The sequence below is a fragment of the Sorangium sp. So ce362 genome, assembly GCF_051519845.1.
Lineage (GTDB): Bacteria > Myxococcota_A > Polyangia > Polyangiales > Polyangiaceae > Sorangium.
In genome coordinates this window covers 8444734-8461754 of sequence record NZ_CP150332.1, presented here as the reverse complement: position 1 = coordinate 8461754, position 17021 = coordinate 8444734, and the positions used below count along the sequence as shown (strand labels likewise).

The window sequence follows — 17021 nt, the reverse complement described above, 5'->3', positions numbered from 1 at the left end:
CTCTCTCCGCCGCCCGTGCCCTCCCCTCACGTCGCGCCGGTCGGCGCCGGAGCCTTCTTGTCATCGGCGCCCCCTCGATTGATCGCGCTGATCTTACCCGCCAGCTCGAGCGCGACCGGCAGCCATTTCTGGTAAGGGACCTCCCGCGCGAGCGATCGAAGCTCGTAGACGTGGCCGACGCTCCGGTGCCCGCGCGGGCCGACCTCCTGCGGCTCCCAGCGCTTCCAGTCCGCCTGCTGCTCGAAGACATACCGGTACTTCTGGGCGACGAGGAGGACCTCCTCGACGAGCGCCGACGCCTTGTACTCCTTCCCTATCCGCTTGTGGAGCGGCAGGCTCGCGTTGGGTTGGACGCCGGCTGCCTCGCACACTCCATGAGCGATCGCCGCCGGTGGAACGATGTCCAGGATGGGAAAGGCTGCCGGCGCCGTGCGGCTCAGGATCGGCACGAAGTCCTTCGGGTGCTCCTTGTAACGGACGTTCCGGAACGTCTCCGCGACGTAGATCGCGAGCAGCGCGATCAGCGATTCACACGCCGCCTCGACCTCGTCGAGGCTCGGCATGGCCTGGCCGTGGTGCACGTGCACGGCGTCCAGGTACGCGCTCCTGTACGCCGCGCGATACCCCTTCGCGACGGTCTTCGCCCGGTCGAGGATGCCTTCGATCCGGTAGCTCGCCTCGGTCATATGGCCGAGCAGCGGCGAGTTCTTCTCGGTCATCTCCCGCAGCGCGGCGAGCGTGCGGCCGCGCTGGATTCCGGCCGTGAGCTGCGGGTTCCCCTGGAGGGGGAGCTTGCGCGAGTCGAACGTGTAGCCGGCGAGCGCCTTCTCGTCGACGTCCCCCCGCGTGAAGCCCGAGATCCGGCTCGCGGGCGTCTTCCGGTCCTTCGACCGCTCTTTGATCAGGGCCTTGATGAACAGGTCGAGGTCCTCGAACACCGCACGGAGGCCCTCCTGATCGTCCTCTTCGAGCGGCAGGATGTTGAACTCGAGGGCCATGAACTTGCCGTACTTCCGCTTGGTCTGCATGAACGAGACCTTCAGCTCCTCGTGCACCCTCGCGGCGCGCGGGTTGTTGTAGTCGTGATGCTCGTCGCCGGTGGCCTCCCATCCCTTCCCGCGAAAGAACACCATGCCCTTCTTCATGGTGATGGGCCCCTTGACGACCCAGTTGGTCTCGAACTCGAAGCCGATCTTCCGCTGCACGGCGCGCGCCCCCGCCGCCGGTCCGGTCGTCGCCGCGTACCGCGTCGACCGCTGCGCCACCGTCGCCGGGTGCGGCGCTTCCTTCCGCTGCGCCACCGTCGCCGGGTGCGGCGCTTCCTTCCGCTGCGCCACCGTCGCCGGGTGCGGCGGCGCCGATCGCGTCGACAGCGCGGGATGCGGCGGGCGCGCCGCGCGGGGGGGAGATCGATCGGTCATGGCGTCACGCTCGCGGAGCCGTCATGGAAGCGCGCGCTTCACCTGCACGCCACCGGCAGGCCGGAACCCAGGCCACTCCCCCGCCGCCCGGAAGCACCCGAGGGCCTCCTCGATCTGCCCTGTCGCGAAATGGCAGAGCCCGATGTTCCAGCGCGCCCGCGGATCGCCGCCCCAGAGCCGCTCCGACGCCTCGAACATCCGGATCGCCGCCCCGTGCTCCTCGAGCGCGTGGAGCAGGAGGCCGAGCTCGAACGCCAGATCCTGCTCCTCCCCGATGAAATAGTAATTGTCCCACACCGCGTGGATCGCCCGCGTCACCTCGCGCCGCGCCTCCTCCGAGGCCCCCTCGATCCGGCCCCACAGCGCGGCGAGGCAGTCGCGCAGGATCCGCGGGTCCCACCGGCTGAGCCGCAGGAGCGACGTCAGCTGATCGAGATCGAGCTCCCCGTAATGGTCCTCAATGCCCCGGCGCAACGCGAAGAAATCGCTCGCCCCGCCCTGCTCGAACGCCCGCGCATACGCGAGCGCCGTCTCGGCGTACGCCGTCGGGTGCTCGCCCAGCAGGAACACGGCCACCGCGAGGTGCGGCTGCGCGTGGGACGCCGCGAGCACGCGCCCGCCCGCGCGCCGCGTGTACGCGCCGACGGCGTGGTAGTTGACGGGGAACGAGAAGCTCCCGTGCGTCGCCATCCCGAGCGCGTCGAGCTGCGCCGAGGGCGTGAGGCCCACGCCGCCTCGATCCCCCGAAAGCAGCAGCACCCGCCCGCGCGACAGCTCGGCGAGGCGGCGGAGACACCCGATCGCGGCCGAGGGGAAGAGCACCGCCCCCTCCACGCTGCCCGCGTAGTCGGCCAGGATCGCGTCGAGATCCGGATCTCCGTAGTACGCGAGCGGCGCCGGCCGGAGCTCGTAGCCGACGGTGAGGCGCTCGATCAGCGCCGGATCGGCCGGATCCGGCGCGCGCTCGGGCAACGACAGCGCGACGCACACCTCCTCCAGCCGACCGCCCTTGAACGAGAACCCGTCCTGCGGGATCCCGTCGAACACGTAGTTCGCCACCACCGCGAGGGGATCCGCGAGCCCGCCCGGCCCGAGCGTCTCGCCCGCCTCGAGCAGCCGGATCTCCCGGTCGCGCTCCGCGTCGAAGATCGCGAAATCGACGAGCCCTTGCGCCACGAGGGGGCGGAGCGCCTCGTGCGCCCGGTAGAAGGCGACGTTGGTCTCGGTGAAATCGGTGAGCACGTACCGGAACCGCAGCCCGCGGAGCGGCGACTGCTCCACGATCTCGCGGAGCGCGCGCACGAGCAGGTACGCGAAGCGCCCGCTCCCGGCGCCCAGCTCGACGATGGTCAACGGCTCGCCCGGCGCCGGTCGCGAGGCCACGCAATCGCGCAGGAAGCCGAAGAGCACCTCGGCGTAGGCGTGCGCGAGCGCCGGGTTCGTGGTGACGTAGCAGGGGACGCTCGACGAGCTCCACGCCTCGACGCCCCGGTCGTGGAAATAGCGCCGCTGCAAGCCCCACAGCGCCGACTGCGAAAGCGGCCGCGCCCGCTCGAGGACGAACGCCTTGCCGCTCTCCGGCGCCTCGTCCTCCTGCGACGCCGCCGCCGTGCGCTCCGACGCCATCATGGATCGCCTTTTCGCTCGCGCGCGCCCCGCGCGACATGCGCGAGCCCGCGGCCGCATCGTCCTACCAGGGCGCCGGATCGAGCGCCAAGATCTCGGCGTGGATCACACGCGCGCACGTCGACGCATCAAGCCGCTTCTCACGACAGAACCGGTCTGCTCCCCTGCGCTTGAATGCTCCGGCGGCGTCTGGGCTGAGATCAACGACGAACAGCGCGCGCCCTCGCTCGACTACGGAAGCGCAGATCCGACAGAGGCTCATCAGGCCGCCTGGTGTCGGTGGAAGCGCCACGCAGACCGGCGGCCCATCAGAACGCGCAAGCTCTTCATTGAGATCGGTGGACGGTTCTCCACCCCAGTATCCAACGCGCGCAGCACGATGACGTTTCGGATCGATTCTTGATGGCCCCAGGAGGAGATCGTCATCGTCGACCACGACGGGGGATGCAACCTTGGCTAGCACTACTGCGGGAGGTTCGTCGCGGAAAGAGAGGAACCGCCAAGAACGCCAAGAACGCCAAGAACGCCAAGAACGCCAAATTTACGGGGAATGAACCACGCGCCTGACACCGGTACGGAGGAAGGCCATTTTGAAGGTGATCAAGAGGCCAAGCCGTAGTCTTGCCGCCTTGAGATACGACAGGAGCTGCGCAACGTGGATCGGGGCAATGCCCTCGGTGGCCTTGAGCTCGACGACGAGCTGACCATCCACCACGAGATCCAAACGAGCCTGGCCCACCAGATTCCCCTTGTAGTCCACGCCGATGGGCACTTGCCGGGCGAACGGAATGCGGCGCAAGGAAAGCTCGACGCAGAGCGCTTCCTCGTAGATCGCTTCGAGGAAGCCAGGGCCGAGAGTTCGGCGCACTTCGAGCGCGGCGCCGATCACGCAGTGGGCGAGGCGATCCAACTCCGCGTCGGGCTCGCTCCTCACTTCTTCCTTGGCGTCCTTGGTGTCTTGGCGGTTCATCTCGTGTCTATCGACACAACCCCACCTTCAGTTGTGCACTCCGCCGCAAAAGAATGCAGTCGACCCTTTGGAGAGTGTGGGATCCCTCGACGGTGACACAGAGGGCATCGAGGGAGTGGTCCTCCCCCGCTTCCGCGGACGCCCTGGTGACGCCGTGGCGGAACTGCGGACGCCACAGGGAGCGGCGAGAAAGGGAGCGGCGAAGGGGCTCCTGCATGTTGGCACGGAGCCCGCCGGGTTGCGCGGCCATGATCTCGGACCGTAGAGCAGGCGTCTCGCCTGGATGCCCGGCGGCAGCGCGGGTCACCTCGGCAGCTGCATCTTGATCACCATCCACCAGACCTGGCCTTCCTCGATCCAGCCGTTGAAGGTCTTCACGTCGATGCCGCCCGCGCCGGTCGCACCCAGCCCGATCGACATGTTGGAGAGGGATTTGGGGTAGAGTGCCTTCTCCCACTTCTCGAGCCCCTTTTTCTCTCCGTGGTAGCCCTCGGGCTTCCCCTTGCTCAGCTCGTCCCGTATCTCTTTCACGACGGCGTCGTCCTCGATGTAGAACTCCACCAGATACCTGTACAATTCATTCTGGTCCTTCACCTTGTTGCCGATGAGACCGGACGAATAGCGAGGATTCCCGGTGAGTCCTCCGAAGGATCTGGTCTCGGGGAATTTGCCCCCGTTCTCCAGGAATGCAGCGAACTGCGTCTCCGAGAAGGCACGATAAAGGTATGTCCCGTAGTCACTCTTCTTCGTGAATTCGCTGTTTCGCCCATAGACGGTCTCCGTCTTCGTGTCTCTGCTATGGGTGAACAGCTTCTTCAAGAACTGGTGGCCGCTGGACTTGCCATCGGATTTGATGGCGCCGGGGTCCGGCTTCCTGTCTTGCTTGACATCCTTCGTGTCGCTGGACGGGGCAGTTTCGGCCCTCTGCACGGCGAGGGGCCGCTGCGCCACGCCGAGGAGCGTGGCTGGGTGCGGCGGCCGGGTCCCCGGAATTCCAAACGGCAAAGGCCGCGGCTGCATCGTCGCCGGATGGCGCGGTCTCCCAGGCGCCGTCTTCGACTGCGGGGGATCGTTCCCCGGCAACGTGGCGGAATGCGGCGGAGTCTTCGACGGCCCGAGCGGCACCTCGCGTCTCTGCAGCGCCGCCGGGTGCGGGGCGCGCGGCGCCGCGGTCGTCGCCGGATGCGGCGGCAGCGCCCCTGTTTGCTCGCGCGGCTGCAGGGTCGCCGGGTGCGGCGGCAACCGCGGATCCCTCCGGTTTCCAGCGCCCATCCGTGCCTCCGCCTCCCGCTCCCTCACGACGCCGCGCGCGCTGCCCCGCGCGGCCGTTCCTCGTCCCGCGCCACCGCGCGGATCTGTACGCGCAGCGCCCGTCCTCCGGGCAGATCCGGCGCTTCGGCCAGCGCCGCGTCGATCCACCGGAGCGCCTCCTCGCAACGCTGCTGCCCGAAGGGGCAGTACGCCAGGTTGTAGGCGGTCTCGGGCGATGGCCCGTAGAGCGCCTTCGACTGCTCGAAATAGCGGATCGCCTCTCCGAGGTATCCGAGCTCGCGCATCCACACTCCGAGGTGGAACGCGAGATCCCGCCCTTCGCCGAGCTCGTAGTGGAGCTCCGATATCCGCCGCGCCAGGCGGAAGCACACCCGCCGCTCTTCGCCAGAGATGCCGGACGTCGAGGACGAGAGCTCGATCAGCCGGTCGAAGACATCCAAGAACAGCTTCCCGTCCGCCTCGCCGAGCGCCAGCGCGGCCAGGAGGTGCCGGAGGTTCATCGCCTCGCGCGCCGCCTCGACGCTCTTCTTCATCGAGAACCAGCCGTCGGGCCCGAAGCCGGAGACCGCGTCGGAGAACGCCGCGATCGTCTCCGCGCCGCCCGCGGGCGCGCCGATCAGGAAGGCGCCGACGCACAGGCTCTGCGACGGCTGGGGCGGGAAGAGCGCGCGCCCGCCGGCGCGTTCGATGTACCGGCGGATGGCGTGGTAATCGACCAACAGCGAGACGCTGCCGTGGCGCGCGATCTCGGGCTCGGAGCGGTCGAGCAGCTCTTCTTCGTGGCAATACCCCTTGTCGGCGGACAGGAGCAGCAGGCCGCCGCCCGCGAGCCGCGCGAGCGTACGGACGCACGCGAGCGAGGCGGTCGGGATCTGGAACGCGCCTTCGCCGAACACGTCGCGGTAGTGCTCCACGAGGAAGCGGAAGTCGGGGTCGAGGTCGGGCTCGCCCGTCACGGGGACGTGCTCGTACGCCGCGTGGATCTGATCGAGCGGCGGCGGCTCTGACAGGTCGCCGAGCGGGCCGGATGCGCTGAGGGTGACGCGGGCCTCGAACAGGGCGCCGTCCTTCAGGCGATAGGCGTCCTGCGGGAGGCCATCGAACACATAATTGGCGATCGCGACGAGCGGCCGCGCGTGTGAGCCCGGCGCGAGCTCGGTCCCGGCGATCTCGAGGTGGATGGCCTCATCGCGCTCGGCGTCGAAGAGGGCCACGTCGAGCACGCCGGCGTCGAAGAAGGGGCGGAGCTGCGGGTGGGCCCGCCAGAAGGCGAGATTGTTGGGCGATACGTCGGTCATGACGTAGCGGATCGGGGCGCCATCGAGCAGAGGGACGCGCGGCTCGGCGAGGAGCTTTTGGAGGAAGTGGTAGGCGAAGCGGCCAGAGCCCGCGCCGAGCTCGACGATGGTGAGCGGCTCGCCCGGCGCGAGCGTCCTGGCGGCCGAGACGTCGCGCAGGAAGCCGGTGACCACGCGCGCGTAGGAGGCGGCGACGAACGGGTTGGAGGTGATGTAGTGGGGGACTTGGCCCTTGCGCCAGGCATCGATGCCGGTCCGCTCGAAGTACGCTCGCTGGAGCTTCCACAAGAGCGAGCGCGACAGGCGCTCGGCGCGCTCGAGCACGGCGGGCTCGGAAGGGGCGCTGGGCTCGGAGGAATCGGCGAGCAGAGAGGTCTCGCAGGGCCCGGCGTCCGGGCACGAGGCGTCCTTTGATGTCTCGCATGGCTCGCATGGCTCGCAAGAGGCCTCGTGGTTGGAGGCCAGCGGTGGCCGCTCCACCAGGACAGGCGCTAGCGACGAGAGCAGGGAGCCGTTCATGCGCAGTACTCCTCCACGTCAGCCGCAATGTCACGGGGCGGAGGAATGGGCCAAGAATCCGTAAATCATGCCAGCCGCGCGCCACGCACGGCGCCAGGCCACCGGTCGAGAGCGCTTGGGCGGATAGGACAAGCAAACGCGTTCCGCAAAGTCAAGATTCTCGGAGCCGTTCCCGACTCGTGCAGTCCGACGGTACGAGCTCATTGACAGAACGGGCCTTATGCGATCAGGCAGGTCTTCCACGCCTGAAACGCCTGGGATTACCGCGACGTAGCACCAAGCAGAAGGCATCCTACCGTATAGCGGTACCCTACTGAGCGTGCAGGTGCTCGCCGAGATCGTGCGGAGGCGGTGCGCAGGCTCGGCCCCGGGTTCGACGTGGAGATCGTCGAGACACACCACAAGGCGAAGGTGGACTCGCCGAGCGGGACGGCGACGCGGCTCGCGGACGCCGTGCGGGACGCGCGCAAAGGATTGCGGACGGTGACGGGGCGCGAGGGCAACGTGGGGCCGCGGGCGGAGAGCGAGATCGGCATCTTCGCGGTGCGCGGGGGCGACGTGATCGGCGATCACACGGTGCATCTGCTCGGCCCGGGCGAGCGGCTCGAATTGACGCACCGGGCGACGAACCGGGACCTGTTCGCCCGGGGAGCGCTGCGGGCGGCGAGGTATCTGTTCGGCAAGCCCGCGGGGCGGTATTCGATGGCGGACGTGCTCGGCTGATCAATCCCTCGCCGAGAGCACGTCGAAATCGGCCGCCTCGAAATGGGCCGTGTCGAGCCCATTCGTGACCCAGGCGCCTCGCAGCCCGAAATCGTCCCGCATCCCTCGATAAGCGTGCACGTCGGTGAGGCTCGGGGCGACGCCGCCCTCGTAGTTGTTTTTCGTCTCCTCGGTGGTCCACATGCGATCGCCGGGGACGCGGTCGAACAGGAACGGATGGTTATGCAGGTGCGCGAACGGAACGAACCCGCGCCCGAGATCGGCGACCACGCGCTCCTTCACCTCGCCGCGTAGTTTCCCGCCCACGCGATCTGCCCCTGAATAGTAGACCCTTACGCGGGCCTCTCCGCGCAGGATGTACGCGCCGAACTCGGTCGGGTGCTCGATCATCGGATACCTCCGCGCCTGGCGCTGGAAGAGGCGCCATTCGAGGCACGAGATGGGCTGCACGGCGCCCGCTTTCCCGTCGAGGATGACGTTGACGTTCTCGATTTCGCGGTATCCGGGGGGCCCGGTCATCACCTTGCGCGCGCGCTCGAGCAAGGCGCGCTGGGAGAGCCCCTCGTCGCTGCCGACCTTGGCGAGGAGGCCCGCGCGATAACGATCCCGCTCCGGATCCGGCGGCGCGGGGGCCCAGAGGGCGGGCTCGTCCGGGAGATCGAAGACCTCGTGCAGCTCGCCGGGAATGGGGTCGGGGACGGCGATTCGTTCGGGGTTTTCGGGGAGCGATGGGCACGCGAGGGGAGGAGCCGGAGGCTCCGGCCTGGGAGGGGGAGGAACGGGGACCGCGGGCGTGTGGCAGGCCGTGATCAGCAAGGCGAGGAGTGCGAAGAGGCGTACACGCATGGGCGGTTCGAGGCGACGAGGTTCGCGGATAGGACAAGCAAACGCGTTCCGCAAAGTCAAGATTATCGGAGCCGTTCCTGACTCGTGCAGTCCGACCGTACGAGCTCATTGGCAGAACGGGCCTTATGCGATCAGGCAGGTCTTCCACGCCTGAAACGCCTGGGATTACCGCGACGTAGCACCAAGCGGAAGGCATCCTACCGTATAGCTGTACCCTACTGAGCTCGTCCAAACGGCCGCCGTCGCGGTTCGCGGCGCGTCGTGATGGCCGGCGCACGCACCTCAGGGCAGACTTCCCCCCGGCCACGTCGTCGAGCAGCGTCCCTCTCTGTCAGTTTCGTCACGCGGGGTCCGCCGGGTACCGCGCGCGGCACTCCAGCGGCTCGGCGAACAGACCGAGGTGGCTCAAGATCTTCCTCGCCGTCGCCTTATCCGTGATCGCGGCCATGAGTCGCATCCGTCCGCTGCATCGCGGGCACGCGAGAACATCTACGGCGTAAGTCCGCCGCAAAAGCTTCGCCCATTCGACGCGAGGCGACGTCGCCAGAAGGAGCCCATCCAGCAGCCGATCAAGGTGCCGGACCGAGATTCCCTCCGACACGAATCCAACATCAGCCCACGGCAGCACAGCGCCCAGCGCAGTCGACACCCGCTCGCGCTCGACCTCGCCATGCACCATCGTCAGCAGCGCCCCAACCGCCACGTCCCGAGCGCCTCGCTCCGACACTGCCGACGGCGCCGCCTCCCTTCGCTCGCCTCCTCTGCGCGACGGCTTCGCCATGCCTCTTGCCCGCCCCTTCGGCGCCTGCCTCGTCGGCATGGGCGTGATCGTCGTCTTCTTGTCATCGCTGCCCGCGCTATCAGCTCCGGCGCGCTGCTCGCCCTTACACGCCTTCCCCGTCGCCTCCACCACGTGCGCCGCCGTGTTGCACATGCGCCGTGCTCCGCAGCTCGGGCAGAGACCGTGTCCCTTACATCGCCCTCCGGGCGTTGGTCTGGCCCGGGATGTTCTTGCGGCGACGCGGCGTGTCCGAGCGCCTTGCGGCGCAGGACGGTGCTCTTCAACGCTCGGGGCTCCGGGTCGCCTGCGGCGCCCTGCGCCCCGAACCCCCAGCAGTGCGGCCGCCGCGTCGGCGCTGGGTGAGCGGCCTGGAACGTCGGTCGGCTCACCGAGCGCGGTGAGGAAGCGGGCGATGTTGCTCGGCTCGGCGATCATGGCGGCGAGCTTCATCGAGGAGCGCGACCGGCTGCGGGCGGTGGTCGCTGTCTCGCACACGGCCCGCCCGGGGAACGTGGCTGCGCAGTACTTCTCGGTGATCCTCGGCGAGACGTGGCAGGGCCGCTTCGATCAGGAGGACCTGAGGCCCGGAAAGCGCGTGCTCACCGCCGAGGCGACGTTCGACGAGGCGGAGGCGTTCGCGCTGCTCGCGACGCACGCGCTCGACGCCGGGGTGGCCACGCGGTTCTTCGACGAGGAGACCCGGCTCTCGCGCGACATCCTGGCCGACGCGGCGGAGCGGATCCTCGCAGGGATGTTCCACGAGGAGCCGCAGCCGGTGGAGACGTAGGCCCGCGCAGGGCGCCGACGGGGCGCCGCCGGCTCACGCCGACGCGATCCCCCCCGTCGGGCCCGAGGCGCCCCGCGGCTCGCCCTCTCCCTCGATCGCCACGCGCGCCCGCGGCAGGTACCGCCCGCCCTCCAGCGACGTCAGCCGCTTGATGAGCCCCTCGCGCACCGCGCAGCGCAGGTCCCAGAGCTTGCCCGACTCGGCGGCCGAGACCAGCGCCCGGAGCGCTAGGGTCTGCGCCGTCGCCTCGACCACGACGAGGCCCGCGACCTTCCCGTCCCAGTTCGCGTTGGCCGCGCACAGCCGCGCGACCTCCGCGCGCATCTCGTCGATCGGGACCGTGTAGTCGGCGTGGATAAAGACCGTGCCGAGCAGATCCGGCGATTCCTTCGTCCAGTTCTGGAACGGTTTCTCGAGGAAGTAGGTGATCGGCACGACGAGCCGGCGCAGATCCCAGACCTTCACGACCACGAACGTCAGCGTGATCTCCTCGATCCAGCCCCACTCCCCCTCGACGATCACGGTGTCGCCGATGCGGATCGGCTGCGAGAAGGAGAGCTGCAGGCCGGCGAGCAGCGTGGCGATCGACTTCTGCGCCGCGAAGCCGACGACCACGCCGGCGATGCCGGCGGAGGCGAGCAGAGAGACCCCGACCTTCCGGACCACGTCGAACTGGAGGAGCACGAGCGCGACGGCCACCACGCCCACGAGGGCGTTGGCGATGCGCCGCAGCATGGCGACGCGGGTCTTGCTGCCCCGCGCGAGCGCCATGTCCGTGACGCTCGTGGTCACGCGCTCGGTCACCGTGTCGCTGGCGAAGCGCACGAGGCGCGTCGTGAGCCACGCCGCGGCGGCGATGAGGAGGGTCTGGAGGAGCGTGTCGACGACCTCCTGCGCGGGGGCGGCCAGGCGCAGCGGCCTGACGAGGCCGCTCGCGAGCGCCAGCGTCAAGAGCGCGCGCAGCGGCGTCCGGACCCCGTCGAAGAGCTGGTCGTCCCATGGCACCTCCGTCTGCCGCACGAGCCTGCCGACGGCGACGGAGACGAGGCGGCCGAGCAGCAGGCCGCCGAGCGACGACGCGGCGAGCGCCGCCACGAGGCCGAGCCACTGCCAGGCGGCGAGCCCCAGGAAGCGCACCCGGGAGAGCACCGCCGGCAGCCGCTCGGCGATCGGCCCCGGACCGAACGCCTCGTGCAGCTCGGGCACGGCCGCGATCGTCGACCGCGAGACGAGCCAGAGCGGCGCGCCGCCCGGGCCGGCCGCGCGGCTCAGGACGATCGGGATCCCGGTGTCCCCGAGCGGGATGCGCCCGACCTCGTCGCGGCCGGGCCCGTCGGCCGGGTCGCCCTCGGGCTCGTCCGAGAGCTCCTCCCACGCGTTCCAGAGCCGCTGTTCGAGCACGAACGTGAGCTGCGCGGCGAGCTCGGGCCCGCGCTCCGCCTGCGCGGCGCGCGGGACGGCGGACAGGTCGAGCGCGTACGCCGCGACGTCGTGGCGCCCCTCGCGCGAGGCGTCGATGAGCAGCCGCAGGGCGCGCCGGGGCGTCGAGCGGTCCGCGTCCGCGGGGGCCGGCGGCAGGCCGTCCTGCGGCCCCGCGACCGCGCGCGTCGAGAACATGAGCATCGCGGTCAGCAGCGCGAGCAGCGCCGCCGCCGCGATCCCCGATCGGGTTCGCTTCACTTCGTCGATCTCCGGGATCTGGTACCGAGCACACGGCGGCGGGACACGTGCTCGTCCCGGGCCGAACCGGCCGGGATGCTTCGCGCATATTACTTTGAAGTCAAACAAACTCGAGCGCGGCGCGCGCCGGCGCCGGTCCGGCGGGACGGCGGCTCACGTCGTCTGCGGAGGTGCCTGGAGCGGCTGTACGCCCGGCGACGGCGCGGCCGGCGGCTGTGCGCCCGGCGGCTGCGCGCCCTGGGGCTGCGCGCCCTGGGGCTGTGCGGCCCCAGGGCGCGCGACGGCGGCCGCGCCCCTCGCGGCCCGGGCTCGCCCCTCGACGATGGACGCCGCCCGCGTCTCGAACAGCGCGCCTTTCGCGACGGCATATGGGCTCCTCTTGGAGGGCGCGCGCCACGGCGGTCGTCCCGGTCGGCGCGGCGCGCAGGTCTGCGCAGGGCGCAATCAACGACGGTGCCCGCGGCCGAACGCCCGGACACACGCGGTCCGGCGACGCGCGAGGAGCGGTGGCTGCGCAATGCATCGCCGCAAGCCGCTGCGTGATTGCGCAAAGATGCGCGGACGGGCGGGATCACCACCGGCCGGGGGTCGACCATCCGCCCATCCAGGGTCGACCATCCGCCCATCCAGGGTCGACCATCCGCCCATCCAGGGTCGACCATCCCCCTATGCAGGGTCGACCATCCACTCTCCGTGGATTGACCATCCAGCCATCCAGGGTCGATCATCCCCTCTCCGTGGGGAAGTTGCCCCGGATCAGCAGAAAAACCGCCAAGCCGCCAAGGACGCCAAGGGGAGAGGGGGAAGGGAACCGTCCGCGGCATTGCCCCCTATTCCCCGTGTTTCTTGGCGCCCTTGGCGGCTTGGCGGTTCGCTTCCCCGGCCGACTTCCCGCAGTAGAGCTAGACAACGCGGCGGCCACGCCGCTCGGCGCGCCGCGCGCTGGAATCTCGTGCACTGCGCGCCGCGGTGGGCGGTAGCATGGGGTCACATTGGCCCCGCCTCACATGAAGAGCTCGTCCCGTGAACGCTCTGGCGTGCCGCCCGTAGCGCTGCCGCGCCCAGCGAATGCCAGGATCGCGCTGATCGCCCTCGTCGTCGCGGGAGCAGTCGGCCTGACGTCCTGGTGGACCGCGCGGCCTGCGGGCGGCCCCGAGGGCTCGCCGCCCAGCCCGACCGCGCACAGCGGCGCCGTCGAACCCGGAGCGCGCCCGGGCGTGGCCGTCGAAGGCATCGCCGCGCGCTACCGCATCACGCCGGCGAGCCCTGCGTGGAAGAGGATTCACCGCGAGCGGGGGCCGTCCGCGCAGGACGGGAGCGTGGATCTCGCGTTCCTTCACGAGCCTACCTCCGCCTCGCTCTCGGTGAAGGTGCTTCCCGTCGCCAACGAGGCGCTCACCGCGGATGACGTCGCGAACACCTTCGTGCAGAGGATGCGGGATGGGATGTCGGGTCTGGACGAGACCCGCCGCGAGCCGTTCCCTGGCCGCGCCGCGGGCGGGGTGGTCGTCCACGCGCGCGCTCAGAAGGACGCGCACCGCGTCGAGCTGATGACGGGCGTCTTCGTCCAGGACCAGATCGGCTATCACCTGGTCGGCATCGTCCCTGCGGAGGCGATGGCCAAGGTGCGCCCGGACATCGAGGCCATGCTTCGCTCCTTCGAGCCGCCGCCGCCCGAGCCTCCCCAGCGCGTGCTCCCCGAGCGCCCCCTCGCGCTCCCGGCTCCGCCCGAGCCGCCCGCGCAGCGCGATGGCCACGATCTCCGCAAGATCGAGCCCGTGCGGCTCTTCATGGAAGCGCGGAGGGCCGCCGCGCACGGCGATTACCAGGCCGCGGCGCAGATCCAGCACTGGGCCGTGGCGGGCGGGGTGGACGGGAAATACAACCTGGCGTGCTATTACGCCCGCACCGGGCAGCTCGACGCCTCCTTCCACTGGCTGGAGCGCGCTGCGGTCGAGGAGGGCGTCGACCCGGACTGGGCAGCCCGGGACTCCGACCTGGAGGCGTTGCGCAGCGATGCGCGATGGGCGACGGTCTATCCCTACCTGGCGCGGGCCGGGCGCTACTGGGAGCAGTCCGGGATCAAGAAGACGCTCCTGGTGCTCCCGAAGGGCTATCGCACCGGCAAGCCGATCCCGGTCGTGATGGGCATGCACGGCCTGGGGTCGCAGCCGGAGGATTTCACGGACGAGAGCGTCCAGCGCGCTGCCGACGCGCTCTCGGTCGCTTTCGTCTCGGTGAGCGGCACCCTGCCGCGCGGACCACGCAAGTTCGTATGGTCCGAGTCGCCCGCGCGCGACCGCGCGCGGCTGGACGAGGCGCTCGCCGAGGTGCGCGACCGGGTGACCGTTGCCCCCGGCCAGGTGATCCTGATCGGCTTCTCGCAGGGCGGCCAGATGGCCGCCGAGATCGCGGCCCGGGATCCGCGCCACTACGCCGGTGCCGTCGTCATGTCTCCCGGGTCCGCCACCGAGCTCTCGCTCGACGGCGTGCCGCGCTCGCCCGAGCTCGCCCAGCGCCGCTGTGTCGTGGTGGTCGGCGCCGGCGAGTCGCCGGGCAACGTCTGGCTCGCCGAGCGCGACGCCACGCGGCTGCGCGCGCTCGGCGCCGAGGTCTTCCACAAGCCCTACGCCGAGCAGCAACAGCACTCCTTCTCGCCGGACTTTGACACCGCGCTCCCGATCTGGATTCGCTACATCCTCGGCACGGGCCCGAGGCCCCGGTAGTCCGCGACCTGCCAGGCGCGTCCCGGTCGCGCAAGTGCGAGCGGCAGGCGCCCAGAGAGGGGGTTCTCCGCGCGGGGTGGGGCCCCGCGCGGAGAACCCCCTCTCTGGGCGCCGGGCGACCCGGCAAGACCTCACGCCCACCGGGACAACGACCGCGTCACCGTAGCCGCCTGGATCCTGTCACCCCATCACGCCAGCCTGCCGAGCTCCCGGAACTGCCCGCGCAGGTCGTTGTAGAGCCCCCGGTACACCGCGTGGATCTCCCGGTACCGCGCCGAGCGCGCCGCGTCCGGCGCGACCCGGGACACGACTCGGCCTCCGCATCGAGGCGATCGGGCAGATCCTGGCCGTCATCGACGACGTCGCCGAGCAGACGAACCTGCTCGCGCTGAACGCCGCGATCATCGCCGCCCAGGCCGGCGAGCACGGCAAGGGCTTCGCCGTCGTCGCCGACGAGATCAAGGACCTCGCCGAGCGCGCCGGCGGCAGCAGGAAGGAGATCGCGGAGCTCATCAAGACGATCCAGTCCGAGTCGAAGAACGCGATCGCCGCCGTCGAGCGCGGCGCGCACAACGTCGACCGCGGCGTCGAGGTGTCGAACGAGGCCGAGCGGGCCCTGAAGAAGATCCTCGAGAGCTCGCAGAAGTCGACCAACATGGTGCGCGCCATCGCCCGCGCCACGGTCGAGCAGGCCAAGGGGTCGAAGCACAGGTCACGGGCGCGATCGGCCGCATCGCCGAGACGGTGCAGCAGATCGCCGCCGCCACGGCGGAGCAGGCGCGCGGCGGGCGCCAGATCACGAGCGCGATCGAGCAGATCTCGGCGCGTAGGTAAAAGAAGCCGGAGCTGCTCGGCCTCATCAAGGATACCGTAAGAACTGGAGGCAAGCCCGTCCTGAGCGAGATGTCCGAGAATGGCAAGCTCGCCTGGGTGTTCGAGAAAGAGTTCAAGGAGAAGATCGGAGAAAAGGGCCAACGCATACTCCGGGTCGTCGTGGACAAGGAAGGAAGGGTCGTGACGGCGTTCCCGGTTGATAATCTCCTCAAGCGTGTCGCGATCAGAGGTATTCAAGTGTCGGCGCAGATCGCCGCGGCCGCTTTGCTGGCCACGCTCTATGAGAACGAGGCCCAGGCGGCAGACCTTGATACCGCGACCAGATACAAGAGTGCAGAAGATGAGAAATCTTGGTTCGAGACGGCTCTGGAATGGGCTGGCCCATTTGGGCTTCTCGAGTCGATCCCTGTCGGGCTGGGACCGAACTTCAGCAAAATCCAAGATAGATCGGCGGCTGTGATCTCGGAGGCGGAGAATGAATTGGGAAGAGGTTTGACATCCGAAGAGGCTGGGGTGATCCGGCAGGACATCTACAGTATCTGGGCTGACTCCGCTACGAGCTTCCAGCGTTGATGCTACGGCGCTCGTGCGAGTGAACCAGCAAGAATAGGGCTGGTCCTGAGATGAAAATGACAGATGTTCGAGCTGCGTCTCACATTGTACTGCCCGCAGGAAGGTTGCTGTACAAGCCATCCGACGAGCTTCGCTACGTCGTGGTTCGCAGGGGTCGGGAGGGCGAATTCTGGCTCGTGGAGGATGGATGGACAGCGGAGAGTATCGCTGCAGGTCCTTTTCGTTCCGAGGATATCCTGCGTGCCTTCAGGCTGGCGAATACGTTGGTTCCTGAGGGGTGCGAGCTTGGTCCATGGCAGACCGGCATCGGCTTGTTCAATCCAGCGAAACTGCCGTCCCACCCCAGTGATTGGTCGCGGGTCGACACTGCATGGCTCGCGCCGTCCGTGTCGCGGTACTCCGACTCCGATGTCAGGAAGCTCATCAACGAGATATGTTGCGCGCCGCCGCAGGATCCTCCTCGCGTCGAGTGGAAGGCTTCGGACACGCCGGAGACGCACGAGCCGCCTGACCTGGTGTACAAACTCTGCCAGGAGTCGCGTCTGAAAGAAGTGGGCACGCTCCGACGGCCATGGAACGCGCATCCTGCCGGCTCACCGCTGCTTGCAGAGAGCAAGGATCTCAACGGCATATTCGTCGTCATCGATCTTCCGCCTGCGTGAATTCGTGGTCGACAGCGTTTGGTTCGTGGGGGAATCGTCAGTACCGTCCAGTACTACAGCCGCGGTTGGACGAAGCCGCTCTGCGGCAACTGTGGTGGCCCGCTCGGCTTCGAGAGCAGCGCCGACACGCTCCTCCGGCTCGTGCACCATGCCGAGGTCGACCCGGCCCCGCCCCGGCGCATCGTGGGGGTGGACGATCGGGCGATCCGGCGCGGGCACGCCTACGGCACGATCCTTGTCGTTCACGAGCGGCGGGTCTCCATCGACCTGTTGCCCGATCGCACGGCGGCGCGTAGGTAAAGG

Annotated in this window: 15 protein-coding genes and 1 pseudogene; 7 read left to right on the top strand and 9 right to left on the bottom strand. The window is 69.3% G+C overall.

Annotation, left to right across the window (positions count from 1 at the left end):
* Window positions 1-26 precede the first annotated feature (26 nt).
* The 6 genes from WMF17_RS32560 to WMF17_RS32535 all read right to left on the bottom strand — a co-directional run bounded on the left by WMF17_RS32560 (window position 27) and on the right by WMF17_RS32535 (window position 6911).
* Window positions 27-1421, bottom strand: a complete 1395-nt coding sequence (locus WMF17_RS32560) for a hypothetical protein (RefSeq protein WP_437597112.1) — start codon at window positions 1419-1421, stop codon at window positions 27-29.
* Window positions 1422-1442: 21 nt separating this feature from the next.
* Window positions 1443-3050 (bottom strand): hypothetical protein, encoded by a 1608-nt coding sequence (locus WMF17_RS32555; RefSeq protein WP_437644891.1) that lies wholly within the window; start codon window positions 3048-3050, stop codon window positions 1443-1445.
* A 61-nt stretch (window positions 3051-3111) separates the two neighbouring features.
* Window positions 3112-3483, bottom strand: coding sequence for a hypothetical protein (locus tag WMF17_RS32550; RefSeq protein ID WP_437597110.1), 372 nt, complete (start codon window positions 3481-3483; stop codon window positions 3112-3114).
* A 105-nt stretch (window positions 3484-3588) separates the two neighbouring features.
* Window positions 3589-4017, bottom strand: coding sequence for a GxxExxY protein (locus tag WMF17_RS32545; RefSeq protein ID WP_437597108.1), 429 nt, complete (start codon window positions 4015-4017; stop codon window positions 3589-3591).
* 303 nt (window positions 4018-4320) lie between these two features.
* Window positions 4321-4947: a hypothetical protein gene (locus WMF17_RS32540; RefSeq protein WP_437597107.1), complete on the bottom strand. Its 627-nt coding sequence runs from the start codon at window positions 4945-4947 to the stop codon at window positions 4321-4323.
* 365 nt (window positions 4948-5312) lie between these two features.
* Window positions 5313-6911, bottom strand: coding sequence for an SAM-dependent methyltransferase (locus WMF17_RS32535; protein ID WP_437597106.1), 1599 nt, complete (start codon window positions 6909-6911; stop codon window positions 5313-5315).
* A 546-nt stretch (window positions 6912-7457) separates the two neighbouring features.
* On the opposite strand from WMF17_RS32535, the gene dapB reads away from it, so the two are divergent.
* Window positions 7458-7829 carry a 4-hydroxy-tetrahydrodipicolinate reductase gene (dapB, locus tag WMF17_RS32530; protein WP_437597105.1) on the top strand — a complete coding sequence of 124 codons (372 nt, stop codon included), beginning with the start codon at window positions 7458-7460 and terminating at the stop codon, window positions 7827-7829.
* Here the strand turns inward: dapB and WMF17_RS32525 are convergent, their stop codons facing one another.
* Together WMF17_RS32525 and WMF17_RS32520 are read right to left on the bottom strand one after the other, a co-directional pair.
* Entirely contained in the window at window positions 7830-8645 is an 816-nt protein-coding gene (locus WMF17_RS32525; protein ID WP_437644890.1) for a hypothetical protein, read from the bottom strand.
* 370 nt (window positions 8646-9015) lie between these two features.
* On the bottom strand, window positions 9016-9609 hold the full coding sequence (locus WMF17_RS32520; protein ID WP_437597102.1) for a transposase: 594 nt from the start codon (window positions 9607-9609) through the stop codon (window positions 9016-9018).
* Window positions 9610-9868: 259 nt separating this feature from the next.
* Between WMF17_RS32520 and WMF17_RS32515 the strand changes: the two genes are divergently transcribed.
* Complete coding sequence (locus WMF17_RS32515; RefSeq protein WP_437597100.1) at window positions 9869-10243, top strand: hypothetical protein; 375 nt, start codon at window positions 9869-9871, stop codon at window positions 10241-10243.
* A 33-nt stretch (window positions 10244-10276) separates the two neighbouring features.
* On the opposite strand, the gene WMF17_RS32510 is transcribed toward WMF17_RS32515, so the two are convergent.
* Window positions 10277-11923: a mechanosensitive ion channel family protein gene (locus WMF17_RS32510; protein WP_437597099.1), complete on the bottom strand. Its 1647-nt coding sequence runs from the start codon at window positions 11921-11923 to the stop codon at window positions 10277-10279.
* Window positions 11924-12960: 1037 nt separating this feature from the next.
* Here WMF17_RS32510 and WMF17_RS32505 point away from each other — a divergent pair.
* From WMF17_RS32505 to WMF17_RS32485, 5 genes and pseudogenes are all read left to right on the top strand, one after another.
* Window positions 12961-14649, top strand: coding sequence for an alpha/beta hydrolase (locus WMF17_RS32505; protein ID WP_437597098.1), 1689 nt, complete (start codon window positions 12961-12963; stop codon window positions 14647-14649).
* A gap of 310 nt (window positions 14650-14959) precedes the next feature.
* Window positions 14960-15483 (top strand): annotated as a pseudogene (locus tag WMF17_RS32500) (methyl-accepting chemotaxis protein); the annotation flags it as partial.
* Between the two features lie 69 nt (window positions 15484-15552).
* Window positions 15553-16056: a hypothetical protein gene (locus WMF17_RS32495; protein WP_437597097.1), complete on the top strand. Its 504-nt coding sequence runs from the start codon at window positions 15553-15555 to the stop codon at window positions 16054-16056.
* Between the two features lie 50 nt (window positions 16057-16106).
* Window positions 16107-16718, top strand: a complete 612-nt coding sequence (locus WMF17_RS32490) for a hypothetical protein (protein WP_437597096.1) — start codon at window positions 16107-16109, stop codon at window positions 16716-16718.
* Between the two features lie 18 nt (window positions 16719-16736).
* A complete protein-coding gene (locus WMF17_RS32485) occupies window positions 16737-17018 on the top strand; it encodes a hypothetical protein (RefSeq protein WP_437597095.1) in 282 nt (93 codons plus the stop codon).
* Window positions 17019-17021: the final 3 nt, after the last annotated feature.

Bases quoted from the DNA above. Each gene is read 5' to 3' on its own strand.
- WMF17_RS32560 (WP_437597112.1), bottom strand. From the start codon at position 1,421: ATGACCGATCGATCTCCCCCCCGCGCGGCGCGCCCGCCGCATCCCGCG.
- WMF17_RS32520 (WP_437597102.1), bottom strand. From the start codon at position 9,609: ATGTGCAACACGGCGGCGCACGTGGTGGAGGCGACGGGGAAGGCGTGT.
- WMF17_RS32515 (WP_437597100.1), top strand. From the start codon at position 9,869: ATGTTGCTCGGCTCGGCGATCATGGCGGCGAGCTTCATCGAGGAGCGC.
- WMF17_RS32495 (WP_437597097.1), top strand. From the start codon at position 15,553: ATGTCCGAGAATGGCAAGCTCGCCTGGGTGTTCGAGAAAGAGTTCAAG.
- WMF17_RS32490 (WP_437597096.1), top strand. From the start codon at position 16,107: ATGAAAATGACAGATGTTCGAGCTGCGTCTCACATTGTACTGCCCGCA.
- WMF17_RS32545 (WP_437597108.1), bottom strand. From the start codon at position 4,017: ATGAACCGCCAAGACACCAAGGACGCCAAGGAAGAAGTGAGGAGCGAG.
- WMF17_RS32555 (WP_437644891.1), bottom strand. From the start codon at position 3,050: ATGATGGCGTCGGAGCGCACGGCGGCGGCGTCGCAGGAGGACGAGGCG.